At 34.6% G+C, this 19,862-nt stretch carries 21 protein-coding genes, 2 tRNA genes, 1 pseudogene and 1 CRISPR repeat array; of the genes and pseudogenes, 14 read left to right on the forward strand and 10 right to left on the reverse strand.

Annotated features, from left to right (window positions below; translation table 11 throughout):
* Positions 1-122 precede the first annotated feature (122 nt).
* The gene (gene gltB / locus EDC58_RS06105) at positions 123-4,502 is read left to right on the forward strand and encodes a glutamate synthase large subunit (RefSeq protein WP_123352623.1); all 4,380 of its coding nucleotides are present in this window, start codon (positions 123-125) and stop codon (positions 4,500-4,502) included.
* Between the two features lie 228 nt (positions 4,503-4,730).
* Here gltB and EDC58_RS10385 read toward each other — a convergent pair whose 3' ends face one another.
* The 3 genes and pseudogenes from EDC58_RS10385 to EDC58_RS06115 form a co-directional block, all read right to left on the reverse strand.
* Positions 4,731-5,039 (reverse strand): hypothetical protein, encoded by a 309-nt coding sequence (locus EDC58_RS10385; RefSeq protein WP_338025532.1) that lies wholly within the window; start codon positions 5,037-5,039, stop codon positions 4,731-4,733.
* A gap of 24 nt (positions 5,040-5,063) precedes the next feature.
* Positions 5,064-5,297: pseudogene (locus EDC58_RS10390) on the reverse strand (RepB family plasmid replication initiator protein); the annotation flags it as partial.
* A gap of 98 nt (positions 5,298-5,395) precedes the next feature.
* Positions 5,396-6,220: a hypothetical protein gene (locus EDC58_RS06115; RefSeq protein WP_123352625.1), complete on the reverse strand. Its 825-nt coding sequence runs from the start codon at positions 6,218-6,220 to the stop codon at positions 5,396-5,398.
* Between the two features lie 156 nt (positions 6,221-6,376).
* Between EDC58_RS06115 and EDC58_RS06120 the strand changes: the two genes are divergently transcribed.
* From EDC58_RS06120 to EDC58_RS06135, 5 genes are all read left to right on the forward strand, one after another.
* Positions 6,377-6,643, forward strand: coding sequence for a DUF4258 domain-containing protein (locus EDC58_RS06120; protein ID WP_123352626.1), 267 nt, complete (start codon positions 6,377-6,379; stop codon positions 6,641-6,643).
* The gene (locus EDC58_RS06125) at positions 6,636-6,926 is read left to right on the forward strand and encodes a hypothetical protein (protein ID WP_123352627.1); all 291 of its coding nucleotides are present in this window, start codon (positions 6,636-6,638) and stop codon (positions 6,924-6,926) included. Before EDC58_RS06120 ends, EDC58_RS06125 begins: the two co-directional genes overlap by 8 nt.
* Positions 6,927-6,964: 38 nt before the next feature.
* Positions 6,965-7,120: a hypothetical protein gene (locus EDC58_RS10080; RefSeq protein WP_170151123.1), complete on the forward strand. Its 156-nt coding sequence runs from the start codon at positions 6,965-6,967 to the stop codon at positions 7,118-7,120.
* Between the two features lie 219 nt (positions 7,121-7,339).
* Positions 7,340-7,701: a CRISPR direct-repeat array (repeat unit 30 nt; unit sequence GTTTCAAAACATCTTGTGTAATTGGTTGGT).
* A gap of 201 nt (positions 7,702-7,902) precedes the next feature.
* The gene (locus EDC58_RS06130) at positions 7,903-8,604 is read left to right on the forward strand and encodes a (Fe-S)-binding protein (protein WP_123352628.1); all 702 of its coding nucleotides are present in this window, start codon (positions 7,903-7,905) and stop codon (positions 8,602-8,604) included.
* Entirely contained in the window at positions 8,601-9,881 is a 1,281-nt protein-coding gene (locus EDC58_RS06135; protein WP_123352629.1) for a lactate utilization protein B, read from the forward strand. The genes EDC58_RS06130 and EDC58_RS06135 overlap by 4 nt, the downstream gene beginning before the upstream one ends.
* On the opposite strand, the gene EDC58_RS06140 is transcribed toward EDC58_RS06135, so the two are convergent.
* Positions 9,868-10,146 carry a hypothetical protein gene (locus tag EDC58_RS06140; protein ID WP_123352630.1) on the reverse strand — a complete coding sequence of 93 codons (279 nt, stop codon included), beginning with the start codon at positions 10,144-10,146 and terminating at the stop codon, positions 9,868-9,870. The two genes, EDC58_RS06135 and EDC58_RS06140, sit on opposite strands and share 14 nt — an antisense overlap.
* A 49-nt stretch (positions 10,147-10,195) precedes the next feature.
* Between EDC58_RS06140 and EDC58_RS06145 the strand changes: the two genes are divergently transcribed.
* Positions 10,196-10,522: an LUD domain-containing protein gene (locus EDC58_RS06145; RefSeq protein WP_123352631.1), complete on the forward strand. Its 327-nt coding sequence runs from the start codon at positions 10,196-10,198 to the stop codon at positions 10,520-10,522.
* On the opposite strand, the gene EDC58_RS06150 is transcribed toward EDC58_RS06145, so the two are convergent.
* From EDC58_RS06150 to EDC58_RS06160, 3 genes are read right to left on the reverse strand one after another with little or no spacing between them, the layout of a single operon-like run.
* Positions 10,519-11,211 carry a GGDEF domain-containing protein gene (locus EDC58_RS06150; RefSeq protein ID WP_123352632.1) on the reverse strand — a complete coding sequence of 231 codons (693 nt, stop codon included), beginning with the start codon at positions 11,209-11,211 and terminating at the stop codon, positions 10,519-10,521. The genes EDC58_RS06145 and EDC58_RS06150 overlap by 4 nt on opposite strands.
* Positions 11,198-11,983, reverse strand: coding sequence for an STAS domain-containing protein (locus EDC58_RS06155; protein WP_123352633.1), 786 nt, complete (start codon positions 11,981-11,983; stop codon positions 11,198-11,200). Before EDC58_RS06155 ends, EDC58_RS06150 begins: the two co-directional genes overlap by 14 nt.
* A 1-nt stretch (position 11,984) precedes the next feature.
* Positions 11,985-12,926, reverse strand: a complete 942-nt coding sequence (locus EDC58_RS06160) for a PP2C family protein-serine/threonine phosphatase (RefSeq protein WP_123352634.1) — start codon at positions 12,924-12,926, stop codon at positions 11,985-11,987.
* Positions 12,927-13,025: 99 nt separating this feature from the next.
* Between EDC58_RS06160 and EDC58_RS06165 the strand changes: the two genes are divergently transcribed.
* Genes EDC58_RS06165 through EDC58_RS06180 form a run of 4 tightly spaced genes read left to right on the forward strand, consistent with a single transcriptional unit; the run spans position 13,026 to position 16,256 of the window.
* Positions 13,026-13,301, forward strand: a complete 276-nt coding sequence (locus EDC58_RS06165) for a NifU family protein (protein ID WP_123352635.1) — start codon at positions 13,026-13,028, stop codon at positions 13,299-13,301.
* A gap of 52 nt (positions 13,302-13,353) precedes the next feature.
* Positions 13,354-13,797, forward strand: coding sequence for a hypothetical protein (locus tag EDC58_RS06170; protein ID WP_123352636.1), 444 nt, complete (start codon positions 13,354-13,356; stop codon positions 13,795-13,797).
* A complete protein-coding gene (locus EDC58_RS06175) occupies positions 13,798-15,288 on the forward strand; it encodes an ArnT family glycosyltransferase (protein WP_123352637.1) in 1,491 nt (496 codons plus the stop codon).
* Entirely contained in the window at positions 15,285-16,256 is a 972-nt protein-coding gene (locus tag EDC58_RS06180) for a geranylgeranyl reductase family protein (RefSeq protein ID WP_123352638.1), read from the forward strand. Before EDC58_RS06175 ends, EDC58_RS06180 begins: the two co-directional genes overlap by 4 nt.
* Here the strand turns inward: EDC58_RS06180 and EDC58_RS06185 are convergent.
* Positions 16,239-16,781: a fused DSP-PTPase phosphatase/NAD kinase-like protein gene (locus tag EDC58_RS06185; protein WP_123352639.1), complete on the reverse strand. Its 543-nt coding sequence runs from the start codon at positions 16,779-16,781 to the stop codon at positions 16,239-16,241. The two genes, EDC58_RS06180 and EDC58_RS06185, sit on opposite strands and share 18 nt — an antisense overlap.
* 42 nt (positions 16,782-16,823) lie before the next feature.
* Between EDC58_RS06185 and EDC58_RS06190 the strand changes: the two genes are divergently transcribed.
* From EDC58_RS06190 to EDC58_RS06200, 3 genes are read left to right on the forward strand one after another with little or no spacing between them, the layout of a single operon-like run.
* On the forward strand, positions 16,824-17,771 hold the full coding sequence (locus EDC58_RS06190; RefSeq protein WP_123352640.1) for a glycosyltransferase family 2 protein: 948 nt from the start codon (positions 16,824-16,826) through the stop codon (positions 17,769-17,771).
* A 3-nt stretch (positions 17,772-17,774) separates the two neighbouring features.
* Positions 17,775-18,608, forward strand: coding sequence for a lysylphosphatidylglycerol synthase transmembrane domain-containing protein (locus tag EDC58_RS06195; RefSeq protein WP_123352641.1), 834 nt, complete (start codon positions 17,775-17,777; stop codon positions 18,606-18,608).
* Entirely contained in the window at positions 18,601-19,416 is an 816-nt protein-coding gene (locus EDC58_RS06200) for a cysteine synthase family protein (RefSeq protein ID WP_123352642.1), read from the forward strand. The genes EDC58_RS06195 and EDC58_RS06200 overlap by 8 nt, the downstream gene beginning before the upstream one ends.
* Here EDC58_RS06200 and EDC58_RS06205 read toward each other — a convergent pair.
* Together EDC58_RS06205 and EDC58_RS06210 are read right to left on the reverse strand one after the other, a co-directional pair.
* A tRNA-Thr gene (locus tag EDC58_RS06205) sits at positions 19,417-19,493 on the reverse strand. It lies immediately after the preceding gene.
* Between the two features lie 287 nt (positions 19,494-19,780).
* Positions 19,781-19,856 (reverse strand) — tRNA-Asn (locus tag EDC58_RS06210).
* Positions 19,857-19,862 lie beyond the last annotated feature (6 nt).

Consider the following 19,862-nt stretch of genomic DNA (forward strand, 5'->3'; position numbering starts at 1 on the left):
TATTTTCACCATTTTACCCCTCTCATCCTCTCACCCCAATTCCCCTTTTCCCTCTCAAAAACATTTTATGCTATAATTTGACAATTTATAAAATCGGATTAATAACCTCTTAAAGGAAGAAAATGTCAATGTTAGAGTTTAAAGATAACTGTGGTTTTGGTGTTATTGCGGATATTAAAGGTCGTCCGTCTCACAAAATGGTAAACGACGCGCTAAAAGCGCTTGAGAGAATGATGCACAGAGGTGCAATTGCTGCTGATGGAAAATCAGGGGATGGTAGCGGTCTTTTATTTTCACTTCCGAAAGATTTTTTCAGAAAAGTCGCAAACGAATATAATATCGACTTGCCTGAAAACTTCGGTGTTGGAGTAATATTTTTAAAAGACGAAAAACACAAAGAAATCGTAGAAGAGTACTGCGAAAAAAATGATCTTAAAATTTTACTTTGGAGAGAAGTTCCCGTAAATACCGACGCACTTGGTGAGCTTGCGCTAAAAACTCTTCCGAAAATCTATCACGTATTTATCGTGCCTAATTCTATTATCGCAATTAAAAGATTCGAAGAGCTTTTATATCTGACAAGAAAAGAGATAGAAAACGCAATTGACGATAAAGATTTTTATATTCCTACTTTCAGTTCTAAAAAGATAGCCTACAAAGGCCTTTTAATGCCAAATCATATTAAAGAATTTTATCCTGATTTGGCGGATAGCGATTTCAAAATCAGCTTTGCACTTTTCCACCAAAGATTCTCAACAAACACACTTCCTGAGTGGAGACTTGCTCAGCCGTTTAGATTTATCGCACACAACGGAGAAATCAACTCCGTCCAAGCAAACAGAATCAACGCACTTATAAAAAGCGAATCTATCAAATCGGACGTATTCTCTCAAGAAGAGTTACAAAGACTTCTTCCGATTGTAAGATTTGACGAAAGCGATAGTAGCTCGCTTGATAGAATGATCGAATTTTTAATTATGAACGGAATGGATTTCTTCAAAGCGGTTAGAGCGCTTATTCCTATGCCATGGCAAAACGCTCCGTATATGGATAGCGAACTAAAAGCGTTTTATGAGTATTTTTCAACAAGATTCGAAGCATGGGACGGACCTGCAGCCGTAAGTATCACGGACGGAAGATATATCGGAGTGGTACTTGACAGAAACGGACTAAGACCGGCAAAATACGTAATTACAAAAGAAGGGACTATCCTTATTGCCAGCGAATACGGCGTACTTGATTTGGATGATGAAGTTATCGTAGAAAGAGGTAAACTTCAATCCGGACAAATGATAGGTGTGGATACTAAATTCGGTATCGTTCTTAAAAACAAAGATATCGACGAATACCTAAAATCAAGCAACCCTTATACAAAATGGCTAAACGAACATATGATTTACTTACAAGAATATATCGAAAATCCATATGCAATAGACGAAAAAATAGACGTAAAAGAGCTCACTTACAAACAAAGATACGCAGGTATCACAAAAGAAGTTATCAATACGATGATCAAACCTATGATGGAAGAAGCGAAAGAGCCTACAGGTTCTATGGGAGACGACACTCCGCTTGCGGCGTTTAGCGAGTATCCGTACAGAAGTTTTAACGACTTCTTCAGACAAAAATTCGCACAAGTTACAAACCCGCCAATCGACCCTCTAAGAGAAAAAATCGTTATGTCACTTAATACGGGATTCGGTGAAATTCACAACATCCTTGACGAAGCTCCGGAGCATGCAAAAAGAATCAAAACAACTTCACCGATTCTTACTCAAACAAAACTTGAAGTATTAAAAAGCTTCGGTGACGAAAACTCTCCGAGATTCGAAAGCGACTACAAAAACGCGACATACAGCACTACATTCAAAGAAAACTTAAAAGAATCTCTTGAAAAACTGACTGACAAAATCGTTCAAGACGTTAGAGATAACGGAGTTAGAATTATTTTCCTTGACGATTCGCAAGTGGATAAAGAGCACAAAACCATCCCTATGGCTATGGTTATCGGAAGACTTCACAAAAAACTTCTTGATAACAAACTCCGCCACTTAACAAGTATCGTCGCAATGACGGGCGAAGTGGTAAATCCTCACGACGCGGCGGTAATGGTGGCATACGGTGCGACTGCAATTTATCCTTATCTTTTATTCAAAACGGTATGTGAAATTTGCGATGAAAAAGGCCTTGATAGAGACGACGCTCTATTTAACGTTCACAGCGCCCTAAACAAAGGTCTATTAAAAATTATGTCGAAAATGGGTATTTCTACAATCGCAAGTTATAGAAACTCGGCTCTTATGGATATTATCGGTCTTAGTGAAGAGATTGCGAGCGAATGTTTTATCGGTAGCAAAACTTTACTTCCTGGACTTACATACGAAGATATCGAAGAGAGAGTAAACAAAAGACACCAAGAAGCGTTCAAAGAAGAAAAACTTCCTGCGGGTGGTGTTTATAAATATAGAAAAGGCGAAGAGTATCACGAAATTATCCCTGAAGTGACAAGAGCGTTTGCGAAAATGATAGAAAGCGGCACAAAAGAAGACTACGAAAAATTCAAAAATCTCGTAGAAAACAGACGCCCGACATATATAAGAGACCTTCTTGATATCAAAAGCGACAGAAAACCAATCTCAATTGACGAAGTGGAACCTGCCGAAAACATCCTAAAAAGATTTGTCGGTGCTGCAATGAGTATTGGAGCACTTAGTCCTGAAGCTCATGAAATCATTGCGGAAGCGATGAATCGCTTAGGAGCGAAAAGCAACTCCGGAGAAGGTGGAGAAGACCCTGTAAGAAACGGCACTATCAAACAAAGCAAAATCCGCCAAGTTGCATCAGGAAGATTTGGAGTAACACCTGAATATTTGGTAAACGCCGAAGAGATTCAAATCAAAGTGGCTCAAGGTGCAAAACCGGGAGAAGGTGGTCAGCTTCCTGGATTCAAAGTAACGACGTATATCGCAAAACTAAGACACACGACACCTGGAAAAACACTGATTTCACCACCTCCTCATCACGATATCTATTCAATCGAGGATTTGGCGCAGTTAATTTTCGATTTAAAACAAATCAATCCTAAAGCGCAAATCAGTGTAAAATTGGTCTCAACTGCGGGAGTCGGTACGATTGCTGCCGGTGTTGCAAAAGCATACGCCGACCAAATAGTTATCAGCGGTAGTGAAGGAGGTACGGGAGCTGCAAGTATCACTTCTATCCAACATGCCGGTAACCCTTGGGAAATCGGACTTATCGAAGGTCACAACGCCCTAAAAGAAAACCACTTAAGAGAATACGTGGCACTCGAAACCGACGGTGCTCTTAAAATCGGTAGAGACGTTATGTTCGCCGCACTCTTAGGAGCGGAATACTACGCATTCGGTACAGCTCTTTTGATGGCTGTAAAATGTATCTTCTGTAGAAGCTGTCAGACAAACAAATGTCCTGTAGGAATTACAACTCAAGCGGACGAATATAGAGCCAAATTCAAAGGTAGCGTTGAAAAAGTAATGAACTATATGAAACTGCTTGCCGAAGATGTTAGAGAATGGCTTGCAAAAATGGGATACAAATCACTTGATGAAGTAATCGGTAGAAACGATTTGATTACGACAAAAGATATAGACCTTGCTAAAAAATTCGACTTTTCTATAATTTTCAGACAAGTTGAAGGTCCGAATACGAAACAAAAAGAAAACGAGCCGTTTGACAAAAACGAATTTGAAAAATCTCTATTAAAAGAAGTAATGGAAACTATCAAAAATCCGAACCACAAATCGGTAGTTAAAGCCGAAATTTGCAACCTAAACAGAAGTTTCGGTGCTCTAACAAGCGGTGTTATCGCAAAATACTACGGAGACGCAGGACTTCCTGAAGATAGTATCGTTTATAAATTAGAAGGCGTAGCGGGACAAAGTTTCGGTGTATTTTTAAGCAAAGGTATGACGCTCGAGCTTAAAGGCGTAGCAAACGACTACGTAGGAAAAGGAATGGCCGGAGGTAAAATTATCATCACTCCTAAAAAAGAAGGAGCGGCAGCCGGTAATACGTGTCTATACGGAGCTACAGGTGGTAAACTTTTTGTTGCAGGAGAAGTTGGAGAGAGATTTGCCGTTAGAAATTCAGGAGCTATCGCAATCGTAGAAGGTACGGGAGACCATCCTTGCGAATATATGACAGGCGGTGAAGTAATAATTTTAGGAAAAACGGGAATCAACTTCGGTGCCGGTATGACGGGAGGAGTTGCGTTTGTTTACGATAAAGAACACACTTTTGTAGATAAAATCAACCCTGAACTTATAGAAATCAGAAGAATCGACATCGACGAAAACGAAAAACCTAAAATTTATCTGAAAAAAAGACTTATCGAATACTACAACGCAACAGGCAGCAAAAAAGCCAAATTTATCCTCGATAACTTCAGAAGCGAAGTTAGACACTTCTGGCTCGTAACACCAAAAGACAACCGCCCACCTCTTGACCCTAACGATATGGATTAATCCCCTCTTTTTTCTTTTACTCTTAAATACACCTTTTTTATCTTAATTATTCACAACACGCACTCTTCCTGTAACTTTAAATACACACTTCACGTCTCCATCCGGCGCCGGACACCTAAATATTATGGATATTACCTTGTGTGATTGGTTGGTGTGCGGCATTAAATTTAAGAGTTGGCTCACTTGCACATATTTGTTTCAAAACACCGTGTGTGATTGGGTGCTAAATTAAGCCATCTTTTTTTGTAGCTCTGTTCTCCATTGTGTAAAATCGTTATCAGTTTTATATATTCTGTTATCAGTTTGCAATTTCTTAGACTTATCAATAAGCTTAAATTTAATTGCAATAATTTTTCTTCCTTGTTTTATAGGCTCAAATTCAAAGTCAATATCAGTTTTTTCAAAATCTTTTTGAGATTTCTCTAAAATCTGACGCTTAATATCTTGCCATTTATAACTTCCTGGAACTGATAAAAGCTCTCTCAATTCATCCAAATCTAATTCAACCTCCAAACTTCTTTTTTGTCTTTTTTTCATTTTTAATTCATTTTTCAAAATTTCATAAAGACGAAATGAATATTTTGAAGTTAAAACCATTACGTTTTCTAAACGATATCTTAAATATTTATTTTTTACCGCCATTAAATATTTATGAAACTCATTATCAATTTTTATCCTTAAAATACCATTTTCATACTTTGGAGAATAAAAAATAGTATAAATCACAAACTTTTTTTTATCTCTATCAACAAACTCAATAGTTTTAGTTGCTATTTCTTTTGCAGTTTCATATAACTTTTCAAAATCCCCAAGCTCTTTATCAAATCGTCTTAAATATTCTCTTAATTACATAATATATAAGATACATCTCTCATATATAAAGAAAAAACTTTCTAAACTTTTTCTTCTTTTTTATTATTAGCTTGTTTAAATATTATTTTACTTCCTAAAATTTCCATTCCATTGTAGAATATTTTTTGATTTTTTAAATATATAGTTAAAAAATTAAATTTATGATCCATATAAGAGTATTTCTCTGAATTAAACTTTGATATCCATTTGGGCTCTTTTAATTTAGTTTTAACTACTTTGTTATTAATATTTTCTTCTTCATATATTTCAAATTTGTTATTTCTAAATTTAAAAAATAATTTGATTTTTACATCTTTATTATTTGGAAAAATAATTAAAGTGTTTTCAGATATATTACTAATATCAAAAGTATTACAATAATAATCACAGATACTACTAAATCTTTTTAAGTTATTTAAAATCTGGAACAATGTAAATTCATCAAATTTAGACCATTCATTCTTGAATTTTATATTATTTAATTTATTAGATATTTGTAAAGCTAAACTTAATTTTTGATTATCAGAAATTTTTTCTCCTATCGAAAAATTATTTGTATTAAATATACTAATATATTCTTCTTCTAATAAACGATTAACAATTCTAGACGAAAAATTTGATAAGTCATTTATATCTTCTTCATTTAGAACCAAAGATAAAATTAAAAAATCTATTTCATTTAAACCTTCAAATAACTTCTTTCTACTATTATACTCTAATATATACATATTTTCTAGATATAAATAAAAATCTTTCTTACAACTAAAAAAAGGTTTATTTTCACATTTGTCATTTTTATATTTTTGAAAAGCTGAATATGAAAAAAAATTAAATCTATTTTGTAGATTAGAAATTGTAATTTCCATGTTTTAATCCTTTTTATTAAAATATTACCATAATATATAAATTTTAGTCAATATTTACAATTAAATGTAAATTTAATGCAAATAATACAACTATCTTGACATTTTAAAAAAAATATTTTATAATTTTTTTGTTTATAAAAAACGAAGGAGTTTAAAATGCTTCAATTTACTAGACACGCTTTGATGAGAATGAATCAAAGAGGTATAACAAAAGATATGGTAGAGTTAGCATTAGAGTACGGTTCTTTTGTAAAAGACAAAGTAGTATTAAGTAGAAAAGAACTAAAAAAATTACTTAAAAAGTATCCTTCGTTAAAAAGTCAATTACTGAAGCTTTTTGACTCTAAAGGTTTGGTTGTTGTTTTTGAGGATAATTATATTATTACAGTATATAAACCAAAAAAAGGATTAATTTATGGGTAGAAGAAGATTTAGATGTAAAGAATGTAATGAGTTAATAGATTTTGATGAATTAGTATATTGTGATAAATGTAGAGCTCCATTACATGATTGGTGTGCAAGAGGAATAGATTATCCTGAATTTGATGGACAATATTGTAGCGAATGTGCTATGGAACTTGAAGATGAAATAGAAGATAGCGATGAATATGGATATTCATATAATAGATGTCCGATATGTGGAATTTATTTAATCAGAGAAGAAAATTTAGTATGGTGTCCTAATTGTGGATATGAACCTTATTAATAAATTTAAATTGTAAACACTAATGATAAGGAGAAGACATGGGATGGAATAAAAAACATGAAAGAACAGATAAACAAGGCGGAACTTGGAGAACATATGAAAATGAAAAAGGTGAAAAAATAGTGATAAGAACAAATCCTAATGGTAGTGAGAGTGTATTTAAGGATGGGAAGAAAGTAAACAAACAAAAATAACTTTAGTTATTTTTGTTTATCTTATAATTTATAATTCTTCTTTATCTCCAAAAAGGTGCGTCCATTCAATAAAAAAGCTATTTTTAGCTGTGTTATAACTAATCCCAGCGGTTTTTGCTACTTTGTATGGTGTTATTTCTTCTCCTTGAAGTTTTAATAAATTAACTGCGTTTATAACTTTTTCTTTTGATGCTGCTGCTCTCTTAGCACTTTCTTTTTGTTTCAAAACATCTTGTGTAATTGGTTGGTTTTTAAGAGCGCCTTTTATTTCGTCGATGTGTTCGTGTTTCAAAACATCTTGTGTAATTGGTTGGTTTGACCTTGATTAAGGGGTGTATATGAGTTTTATAGTGTTTCAAAACATCTTGTGTAATTGGTTGGTAAAAGACGGGCAAGAGTTTACGGAGGCTTTTGAAATGTTTCAAAACATCTTGTGTAATTGGTTGGTTTAAAACCAGGCGCTTTTGCCGAGTCTTTAAAAGACGTTTCAAAACATCTTGTGTAATTGGTTGGTCAAACACTGCTTTACTAAAAAGCAGCTTGAAATTTTAGTTTCAAAACATCTTGTGTAATTGGTTGGTACATTAAATTTCGGGCTTTTTAAATTTCCGATACCGCATTTACGGTACGTGCCCAGTGATTTTTAAAATTAACAAAAAACTGTCAAAAATCTTTTTATCTTCCCGATTATAGCGCATTTTTTTATTATTTGCAATATTTACTCACCAGGACAAATTGCTCTTTTTTTGTAAATATTTTATAATTTCCCAAAAAGGCGGTAGATGAAAATAGCCCTTCACGTTCCGTGTTACATAAATGAGCTAAACCCCGAAATTGCCCGAAAAACTCTTTTAATTCTCAGGCATTTCGGATTAAATGTAAGCGTCCCTAAAAACCAGACGTGCTGCGGACAGCCTTTTATTAATTCCGGGCAGCCTACAACCTTGCCCGAGCAATTTAACGAAATCTTTAAAGATTACGAATATATCGTATCTCCAAGCAGCTCGTGCACTTCTACGATTCGCTCTCAAGAACTTGAAGTTAGCAAAAAAATGTACGAATTATGCGAGTTTTTGCACGATATTTTGCAAGTTAGAGACATTGCAAAAAACTACCCGAAAAAAATCGCTCTTCACAACTCCTGCCATTCTATAAGGCATCTGCTTGAAGGCGCACCGAGCGAACTTAATATTCCATATTTCAATAAAGTAAAAAAAGTACTCGGAGGCGAAATAGTTGAGGCAAAAAGAGATGAATGTTGCGGATTCGGGGGTGTTTTTAGCGTAAAAGAAGGGTTTATCAGTTATGTCATGGGAAGAAGTAAGCTTGATGATTTAATTTCAACCGGCGGCGAAGTGATAACGGGAGTGGATTTCAGTTGTCTTATGCACCTAAAAGGTATCGCCGAAAAGGACGGGGATGATATTGAAATAAAACATATCAGCGAAATAATTTACGAATCGATTTTCGGAGAGGAAAAATGAAACACTACGAACTTGCCGTAAAATTTTATAAAGAAAAAGGTCCTCGCCACGACAAATCCTTATGGACTATCAGACAAAAAAGAGATAAAGCGATAAAAGAAGTACCCGAATGGGAGAGCTTGAGAGTTCAAGCAAGTGAGATTAAAGATTATGTAATTGAAAATCTCCAGGATTTAGTGGACGAATTTATCAAAAACGCAAAAAACGCGGGAATTGAAGTGGTTTTTGCCAAAGACGCGCAAGAACACAACCAAACGGTACTGAAATACCTAAAAGAGATAAACGCCAAAAAAGTTGTAAAATCAAAATCGATGCTGACCGAAGAGTGCGGACTTAACGAGTTTTTGGAAAAAAACGGAATTGAAGTTATTGATACCGACCTGGGCGAAAGAATCGTACAACTAAGAGGAGAAAAGCCCTCACACATAGTACTTCCCGCTATCCACACCACAAAAGAAGACGTCGCTGAGATTCTTGGTGAAGAAAACACGGACCCGACATATCTCACTCATAAAATGAGAGAACTTTTAAGAAAAGAATTTCTCTCAGCCGACGCGGGACTTAGCGGGGCGAATTTCTTAGTAGCCGACAAAGGCTGGGCCGTAGTATGCACCAATGAAGGAAACGCAGACCTCGGAGCCGTTTTGCCGCCTCTTCATATTATTAGCGTGGGAGTTGAAAAGTTAGTGCCGAATATGAACGATTTGGGAGTATTTTTAAGAATGCTCGCACGCAACGCCACCGGACAAAAAATAACCACCTACACCTCGATTTTCGGTAAAAAAGAGAACGGAAAAAGAGTTATTGTTTTGGTGGATAACGGAAGATTTGAGAGATTAAACAGCGAATTTAAAGAAACTCTAAAATGCATAAGATGTAGTGCTTGTCTCACTACCTGCCCCGTTTTCAGACGCTCGGGAGGTCATGCGTATCGCTACGTAATTCCTGGACCTATAGGCAGTCTGCTCGCACCTCTTAGCGATAAGGAAAAATATAAAGACTTGCCGTTTGCGTGTACGCTTTGTAGCAGTTGCGAAATGGTATGTCCCGTGAAAATTCCTTTTTCAAAACAGCTTGTAAAAATGAGAGAATATGTCACAAAAGAAAACATCGCTCTTAAATTGGCCGAAAAATCGATGCATCACCCTCAAGCGTTCAAACTATTCAGTACGATTCTAAGATTAACTCCAAAACCGGTATTAAAAACGGCTCTTAAAGAGTGGAGCAGATATAAAGCACTTCCTAAAATTCCTAAAAAAAGATTTATCTCTTTGTAGGATAATTTTCTATAATCTCGGCGTCAATAATATCGTCGTCCTCTTTTTTTCTCGTATAATGAGGCTTGTCGTATTTAGGTTCGGTAGCTTTTCTTTTCATCATAAAAAATAACGCAAGAGCCACAATTACAAAGATTATAAGAAAAAATCCGAAAAACAAAAGCTTAAAAATTCCTCCCACAAATCCGAAAATTCCTTTTAAAAAGCCGCCTTTTGCGACCATTCCCTTAGCGCCCATTCCTTTGGCAAATCCCATACCTTTCATCTCAAATCCTTTATAGTATAATTCAAATAATAATATCAAAAGGTGAAGCATGGATGAATTTGTCAAAAATCTCAAAATCGCAGGCGGAGAGATTTTGGAAGAGATTCCTCAAAACTGGTACGTAACCCGAGCAAAATTCGGCGTAGCCGAAAACGGAGCCGTTTGGGTGGAAGAGTATACAAAAGAGCTTTTTTTAAGCGAAAACGTAGCTATCAAACTCCCTAAAAACGAAATTTATGAAAAAATGACCGATGTTATGGATAAAATTCAAAATCCGGGCGTATTTATTTCGGGTCCGAGTAAAACTGCCGATGTGGAGAGTTTTTTGGTATTCGGAGCACACGGTCCTAAGCGTTTGGGAGTAATATTTATTTAACGGTATTCTATTCTGTTTCTACCTTTTCTTTTCGCTTCATAAAGAGCCTCATCGGCTCTTGCAAGCAAAGAATCCACGCTATCGGTTAAACTCGCAGAGGTAATGCCTATACTCGTAGTTACTTTTATCGGAGTGGAGTTGAAATTAAAAGTATGATTTTCTATTGCGTTTTTTATACGCTCGGCAAGCTTCATAGCTCCGCTAATTTTCGTATTCGGCAAAATCAAAACAAACTCTTCTCCTCCAAACCTACCCAAGATATCGGACTTTCTAATTAATTTTTTGATTATCTTTACAAACTCTTTTAAAATAAAATCCCCCGCTAAATGTCCGTATGTATCGTTTACTTTTTTAAAAAAATCGATATCGAAAATCATTACCGAAAAAGGCTCTTTTTTATACCTGATGTAATTTTCAAGTTGTTTTTTTAAAGCTTCCAAAATCTCTTTTTTATTGTAAGCACCCGTCAAAGAGTCGAAAATAGCGTTTTCGGTAAGTTTTGAGATGTATGAATTGAAACATTTGGAAGAAGAGATAAGATAGGTGTTATCGTCTTCTCTAATTACACAAAATTTTTTATCATCACTTTCTACTTTTCCGCACCTGTTTTTTATCCATTTATCAAAAAAACTTTTAGTAATCGGAAACGAAGAAAAAACTTCACTCTCCCCGAATTTATATTTCTCCATGTAAAATATGCTCCATAGCTTTTTTTGTAGTAGAAAAGGTTTTGATGTCGCCGAGTTTTATATCAAGATGAGTCAAACTTTTAGCAATTGCCGGAGTTATGCCTGTTAAATACGCATTACTTCCCATAAAATGAATAGCGTTATTGAGTTTGATAATTTGTCTTGCGACTTCACTATTCATATCGTGAATCGCTCCGATATCTACAATTACGTGTTCTATTTCTCTTTTGTCGAGTTTTTCCAAAATTTTATCTATTATTTTCAAAACTCTATTCGAATCAAGAGTCCCTACGATCGACAACATCAATACCCCGTCCCAAATCTCCGCAATAGGCGCTTCTCTCTCTTCAAGCTCGTTCATTGCGCTCATTGTGACTTGTTCGTTTTTCTTTAATAAATCGACAATGATTCTTGAAGTTAGCGCCTCAAAAAAGATTGTCAGTTTTTTTATTATATCATATTCAAAAGCTTTTTTTTCTTCAAGTTTTTTCATAATAGGAAATTTCAAATAGCACGTATAAACAGAATTTTTGAAGTTAAAAAATCTATCTTCACCCAAAATTTCGATAATTTTTTCAAGGAATGTTTTCAAAGCCTCTGACTCCGGAGAGTGAATATCCAAATCCTTCTCCACACACTCTTCGAAAAAAGATAAAAAATCTTCATAATATCTCGCTTCTTCATCTCTTTCTTCTTCCGGAAATTCTTCAACCCAATATCTTATTAAATCATCGGCTTCTTTTTCGATTATCTCTTTTAAAATTTCTTTCATTTCATTCTCCTATGATAAGTATTGATTTGTCATCATTGCGCTTAGAAAAAAACAGCACGCTTATAGCAGTCATTTCGTTACTCAGTTCGTTTTTTAAAATTTCTCTTATTACATTATCGTCAATTCCGTCAGTTTTTAAAATAACTTTTGCATTTTCTTTTTCAAAACTAAAACTGCTTGAAGTCGTAAAAACTTCACCGACTATCCCGCTTTTAAAAGAGTATTGTCTAACACCTTCGATATTTTTATAAAAAATTCCTATATTTCCGACTCCGCAGAGATTGACTTTTGAGGGCAAGTTTTCCGCTATACATATTACGCAGCTTCTAAGGGAATTTTTCTTTAAGCTTTTGTGTAAATCCTTAAAAAATTCATCACAAAAAAGTAATGTTACGGGTCTTTTTAGAAAAAAATCTTTTATAAACTGACCGCTTTGCCAGGCTTTTTTGCCATGCCCGCTTACATCCGCAAAAAGATAAAATTTATTCTTTTTAACAATCAAATCCCCCGAATATTTTTCATTGAGATAAGGAATTTGAAAAAAAACTTCCGAATTTTCAATTTTCGGCTTTAACAAAAACACACTGCCCATATCTTCCGAAGAGAAAATCTCAAATTCGTAAGATTCGTTGTTGGATAAACTATAAAGCCCGAGTCCTAAGGAGTTTTTATATGTAGTGTTTCCTTTTTGCACGCACCAGCTCGTATCTTTAATCCCCGGCCCCTCATCAAGCGAAGCCAAAAGAAAACTCTCATCTTGCTCCAAAAGCCAGATTTCACCCCCGTTTGCGTGCTTTATTAGATTGGTACCGAGCTCCATCGTAGCAAAAACGAAAAAATCGACCAACTCTTTTTTTTCTCTTTTTAAAAAATTACTCAAATCTCTTTTTGCATAGATTAAATCCACATCCCTGTTTATTTTGTATCTTTTTACAAGCCTCATTGCTTCTCTTTTTGTTTTTTAAATCGCCAAAAACCCTAAAAACTTAATACTTGCAAAAATAGGATAAATTAAGTATTATAAAGCAAAAAGGACTTTTTAATGGATAAAAAATTCGAAGAAATGAATATAAAAGAAAAAATCGAAGCTATCGAAGAAGTATTGAAAAAAGACATTTTACCTATGCTTGCGTTTGACGGAGGATATGCCGAAGTTGTGGACGTAAGAGACGCTCAAAACGACGAAACTCACGTTTTTATCAGATACGGCGGCGCGTGTGCGGCGTGTAGCAGTGCGGGAGGGGCTACGCTTTTTGCAATAGAAGAGACTCTAAGAAAAAAACTAAATAGCGACAAAATCAGAGTGTTTCCTATCTGATTTAATGGAAAAATAACTCTTAAAGGGATATAATTTTAAAAAAGGTTTTTTTATGAAACTTTTGAGATATCTCTTTTATCTTCTTTTTGTGATAGCGTTTTTTGCGCCTATGATAGCGAATATCTACATCACACAAAACCCTAACGAAACCTTAAAAACGTATTATGTTGTGATTTTTAAATATTTCAATCTCATCTATTATGCCGTTTTGATAATCTTTTTATTTGCGAGTTTTAAATTCAAAGAAGCGGTAATCGGCGGGATTATTTTTATTTTAGGATATTTAGGGTTTATCTATTTTTATAATTTCTATTTTGCAAAAATGGAAGCTCAAAAAAAAGCCGAAGAGCTAAACGCGGTAGTGTTAAGCATGGATAAATTAAAAGATTTCGGAAGCTACAAACTTCTTTACAAAAAAGGTTTTTACGTAGTCGTCAAAAAAGAGAAATACGACCATACAAATCCTTTCGGATATGTTAAAGACCAAAGGCGATAAATGGAAAAAAGACTCAAAATCGCCCTATTTCTCGCTATTGCCATCAATTTCTTTTTTACCCTTCATTTAACGCCGCTTTTTAATTTGGACGAAGGAGCTTTTAGCGAAGCTACGCGTGAGATGTTAAAAAACCACGATTTCATTACTACATACCTCAACGGAGCTTTAAGATTTGACAAACCGATATTAATTTATTGGTTTCAAGCCCTAAGCGTAACGATTTTCGGTCTTAACGAGTTCGCATTAAGACTCCCAAGCGCCCTTGCCGCTACTTTTTGGGCTTTTGGAATTTATTGGTTTGCAAAAAAGATATTTGACGAAAAAATAGGCGTTTTATCAGCATTTTTTATGGTGACCGCTCTTCAAATAGGGCTTATCGCAAAAGCGGCTATTGCCGATGCTCTTTTGAATATGTTTATCGCTTTTTCGATGTTTAGTTTGTATCTCTACATCCAAAACCAAAACAAAAAATACCTCTATTTTACGTTCGCTTTTATAGGTTTCGGGTTTTTAACAAAAGGACCGGTTGCGGTACTTATTCCTCTTGCGACCTTTTTTATCTATTCCTTAATAAAAAAAGACTTCAAATTTTTCCTAAAAACAACGTTCGATTTAAAAGGAATCGTCCTATTTTTAATAATAGCACTTCCGTGGTATATCGCCGAATATACGGCTCAAGGAGATAAGTTTATCAAAGGATTTTTCCTAAAGCACAATATTGATAGATTCGAAACGAGTCTTGAAAAACACAAAGGAAGTCTTTTTTATTATATTCCCGTAATTTTAATAGGGATGCTTCCTTGGACCTCTCTTTTACTAAAATACCTAACCAAACTCAAAAACTACCTAAAAGAACAAAACGACTTCTTTTTATTCGGAAGTATTTGGTTTTTCTTTGTGTTTATTTTCTTTTCGCTATCCGGTACGAAACTCCCTCACTACGTCATCTACGGCTATACACCGGTATTTATTTTTATGGGAGTCGCTTTTAAAGAATTAAAAAGCGAATTTTTATATTCTCTGCCTTTAATACTTTTCGTTTTAGCACTATTAATACTTCCGTCATTCGCTTTGAATCTAACCAAAAACAAAGAAGCCGTAATAGCAATAAAAACGATTATGCCTCTATTTAACATTTGGTATTATATCTCTTTGGGAGCCGTTTTGATTTTGAGTTTATTAAAATTAGGAAAAGAAAACAAAACGATAATCTTAGGTTTTTCAATGGTTTTCATATTGAATTACGTTGGCTGGATTTATGCTCATGCAAGAGCGATTCCTGTAAAACAAGCGGCTATTTTTGCAAAAAAACACAATATCAAAAACGTATATTTAGAAACGAATCTGCCCTCTTTTAGCGTATATTTTGACAAAATAACCCCGAGAAAAAAAGCGAAAAAAGGCGAAGTCGCTCTGATAAAAAGCAAAAACACAAAAGGCTATAAAGTACTATTCAAAAAAGGCCTTGTGGCTTTGGGAGTTAAAGAATGAAAATTTTGATAATAGGAGGAGGCCCTGCGGGAGCCACCGCCGCAAGACTTTTGGCAAAAGAGTTTGACGTTACGCTTATTCAAGATAGAGTCTGGGATAAACCTTGCGGCGGCGGAGTTAAAAAATGGATTTTTGATGAATTTTCACTTGATAACTCACTCATTTTACATCTCCAAGATAGAGTTTTTATGGTCTATAAAAACGAAAAAATAGAAATTCCTCTAAAAGGTGATAATTTAGCTATTGTAAGAAGGCTTGATTTTGACGCTTATTTAAGAAACGAAGCCCAAAAAGAAGGCGCAAAATTAATTTACGGAAAATTCAAAGGAATCGAAAACAAAAAAGCCGTTATCGAGATAAATAAAGAAAAAGTAATTTTTGAATACGATATTTTAATAGGAGCCGACGGAGTTAATTCTAATCTCAGAAAAGCCCTAAACCTCCCGCCTATTCCAAAAACGATCACCCACTACGCAAGAACCGCCGAATACAAAACGAAATACTGCGAGTTTTTTTTCGATAAAGAGCTTGGTGGAGAATATTACGCCTGGGCTTTTCCTCATGGGGATTTAACTCATATCGGAAGTGTTGATAAAAACAGCTTTGATAATTTATGCAAATATCTAAACGTAAAAGTAAAACCCAAAGGCTATTTCATCCCTACATGGCAAGAAGATATAATCATCCAAAAAGAAAACGTCTTTTTCGTAGGAGATGCGGCCGGGCAAGTAATGCCTTTAAGTTTTGAAGGTATCTATTATGCTATAAAATCGGCCGAAATTTTAGCAAACTGCATAAAAAACAACCTAAACTATCAAGAAGAATGGAATAAAAGATTTTTAAAAGACTTCAACCTTATGAAAAAACTTGAGAGCATTAATAAAACATTTTTAAGAGGTTTGGTAGTAAGAGCTCATAAATTAGAATTTGTAAAAAACTTCAGCATTCATTTATGGCTGGGGAAGTGATTTAAACTTCTCAAAACTCTCATCCATAGCTTTTGTAGGCCCGATACTCAAATGCCCGTATTTGATACTAAGCATCCTTGAAGCGTTTTTGTCACCCAAACTATAAAGATAAAGAGCGCTGACAAGCCCCGTTCTATCGGCTCCGGCTTTGCAATGAATCAAAATAGGCTTTTTTGAATTTTTCACTATTGAGATTAATTTTTTCATAGTTTCTATACTTTGAACTTTTTTATCGCTTATTTTAAAATTTATAAGCGTAATATTATGCTCTTTTGCAAATTTACTCTCATACTTATACCACTCCTTATTAGGTTTTGCGCCTCTAAGATTAAGTATCGTTTTGAAATGATATTTTTCATAATATTTCGGAAGATTAAAACTATAAAGCTGATGAGAACGATAAACTCCGGGTGCCACTTCATAAAAGTTTCCGCTATATCTCAAAAATCCTAGCCACCAAACCACAAACACCAAAAAAGCATAAAAAAAAGCGATAAACCACTTAAATATTTTCAATTTTTTCATCTCCTTTAATAAGTTGGTATAATTTTATCAAAAAGGCGTTAAATGAAACTTTCGGTAGTTGTACCGCTTATGAATGAAGAAGACAACATAAAATATTTAATCGAAGAGGTAGACAAAGCCCTAAAAGATTTCGATTACGAACTCATTTTGGTAGATGACGGAAGTACCGACAATACCGTAGAAGAGATAAAAAAACATATGAACGACAAAACCAAACTCGTTATTTTAAACAGAAATTACGGGCAAACTTCCGCAATGGCGGCCGGAATAGAAGTAGCAAGCGGTGATATTATCGTAACGATTGACGGAGACTTGCAAAACGACCCGAGCGACATACCTATGATGATAGAAAAACTAAACGAAGGTTATGACGTAGTTGCGGGAATAAGAGCAAAAAGAAAAGACGAACCTTTTAGAAAATTCTTAAGCAAAATAGCAAATAAAATAATCAGAAAAGTTACGGGAGTGCATATTACGGATTACGGATGTACTCTAAAAGTTTTCAAAAAAGACGTAGCTAAAAACTTACAACTTTACGGCGAACTTCACAGATTCATACCGATTCTTGCCGAAATGTACGGAGCTAAAATCACAGAAGTTCCGGTAAAACATCACGAAAGAAAGTTTGGAAAAAGCAAATACGGATTTAACAGAACGTTTAAAGTTATAAGCGATTTGATGTATCTCGTATTTATGCAAAGATTCGGTCAAAAACCTATGCATTTCTTCGGAACTGTCGGATTTATTATGTTTAGTTTGGGAGTTTTGATAGATTTTTATCTTTTGATTTTAAAACTTTTCGGCCAAAGCATAGGCGGAAGACCTCTTTTGACACTTGGAACGATGCTAATATTAGGCGGTATTCAATTGATTACAACAGGATTTTTGGCTGAAATTATGATAAGAACTTATTATGAAAGCCAAGGCAAAAAACCTTACGTAATAAAAGAAATCGTAACAAAAGATTCTCAAATGAGGGTGGAGAGCTAAATTTTGAAAAAACTTAAACCCTTCATAAAAGCGGCTTTTATTCTTATCGCGTTTATTATTATTTTTCAAAAAATAAATATTCAAGAGCTAAAAAACATCAAAATCACCTCTCCTTTTTATCTTTTTTTGGCGTTTTTATCTTTTAATCTCTCTCAAATAATCTCGGCTCTCAGAGTCCATACATACCTAAAAAACATCAAAGTAACTCCCACTTTTAAAAAACAATTAATGCTCTATTACGTCGGTATGTTTTATAACACGCTGCTTCCCGGAGGCATAGGCGGAGATGCATATAAAGCGTATAAATTCGAAAAATCCTACTCTCAAGGATATAAAAAAATAATCAAAGCACTCTTAATCGATAGAATCTCAGGACTTTTTGCGATTTTCATACTCATTTCAGCGCTTATTTTTTTATCAAGTTTTAAACAATTCGTTATTTTTTCAGCAATTTTATTGATTGTTTCGCCTTTTATTTTGTACTTTTTGCATAAATATTTTTTTGTAGAATTTACAAAAAGCTTTTTGAAAAATCTCTTTTTATCTATTGTCATACAATCCCTCCAAGCTTTGGCATTTTTATTCATACTTTTCGCGCTAAACATCCACTCTCACCTTATCGATTTTATCGTTTTGTTTTTTATCTCTTCAATTATAAGCGTTATTCCGATATCTGTCGGAGGTGTAGGACTTAGAGAGCTTACGTTTTTATACGGGCTTGATATGCTTCATCTAAACGCGACAATCGGAGTGGTCTCTGCGTTTTTATTTTTCGTAATAAGCGTAATATCTTCGGCAATTGGCGCGCTTTTTATAAAAGGAGTCAAAAATGTTTAATACCCCGATTTTTCAGTTTAAAAACGTAAAAGTAAAGCTCGAATACAAAAACCCGGCAGGCTCGATAAAAGACAGACCGGCAATTTTTATGTGTAAAGAAGCATTTTTTAAAGGTTACGATGAAATAGTCGAAGCAACAAGTGGAAATACGGGAATCGCTCTTGCCTTTTATGCAAAAAAATTCAAACTAAAAGCCTCTATTTTTATGCCTGAGAGCTACTCAAAAGAGAGACAAAAACTTCTAAAAGCATACGGAGCTAATCTAATTTTGACAAAAGGAGATATGAAAGACGCAATCATTCAAGCCGAAAATTACGCACAACAAAAAAACGCCTACCTTGCAAATCAGTTCCAAAACCCTCTAAACCCGGCTTCTCAAGAAATCACCGCTCTTGAAATCATCAACCAAACGTCACTTCCGAAACATTTCGTATGTGCGGTAGGAAGTGGCGGCAGTCTTAGCGGAATAGCCAAAATTTTAAAACCTTTGGGAGTTAAAATAGTTGCGGTAGAATCAAAAAATTCACCCGTAATATACAACAAACTAAAAAATAAAAACCTTCCCGTTAAACCTCACAAAATTCAAGGTATAGGTGCAGGATTTATTCCTAAAACGCTTGATTTAAGTTTAATTGACGACGTATTTTTAGTAGATGACGACGAAGCTATAGATTTTATGAAAAAACTTCCTAATTTCGGTATAACCGGAGGTATCTCAACTGCTGCGAATATTTTAGCGGCTTTAAATTTTGAAGATTCTTTAACTCTTGCACCTGACGGGATTGAGAAGTATTTGAGTATTTTGTAGTGGAGCCGGCGAAGGGACTCGAACCCCCGACCTGCTGATTACAAATCAGCTGCTCTAGCCAACTGAGCTACGCCGGCAAGCGCTGGAATTTTATCAAAAGAGTTTTTCTTTTTCAAGATTTTTTATAAAAAATTTAACAAAACTTTTTCAGATATTTTTTATCTTATTTACTCTCCGTTAACTTTTATCTTTTATAATTATTTTGAACCAACCCCCTTTTTCATCCTTTCTCCCTTTTTTCATTTTCATAAATCTAAAAAGTTCCTTAAATATAAAAACACAAAAAATAACTCATAATCAAACAATAAATTTTATGTGATTGTTTACCAAGAAGGTGTCAGAGAGTATTTACTGAGGCTTTAAATGGCTCCGGCGAGAGGACTCGAACCTCTGACCCGACGGTTAACAGCCGTCTGCTCTACCGACTGAGCTACGCCGGAATGTGA

Source organism: Caminibacter pacificus (genome assembly GCF_003752135.1).
Taxonomy (GTDB): domain Bacteria; phylum Campylobacterota; class Campylobacteria; order Campylobacterales; family Nautiliaceae; genus Caminibacter; species Caminibacter pacificus.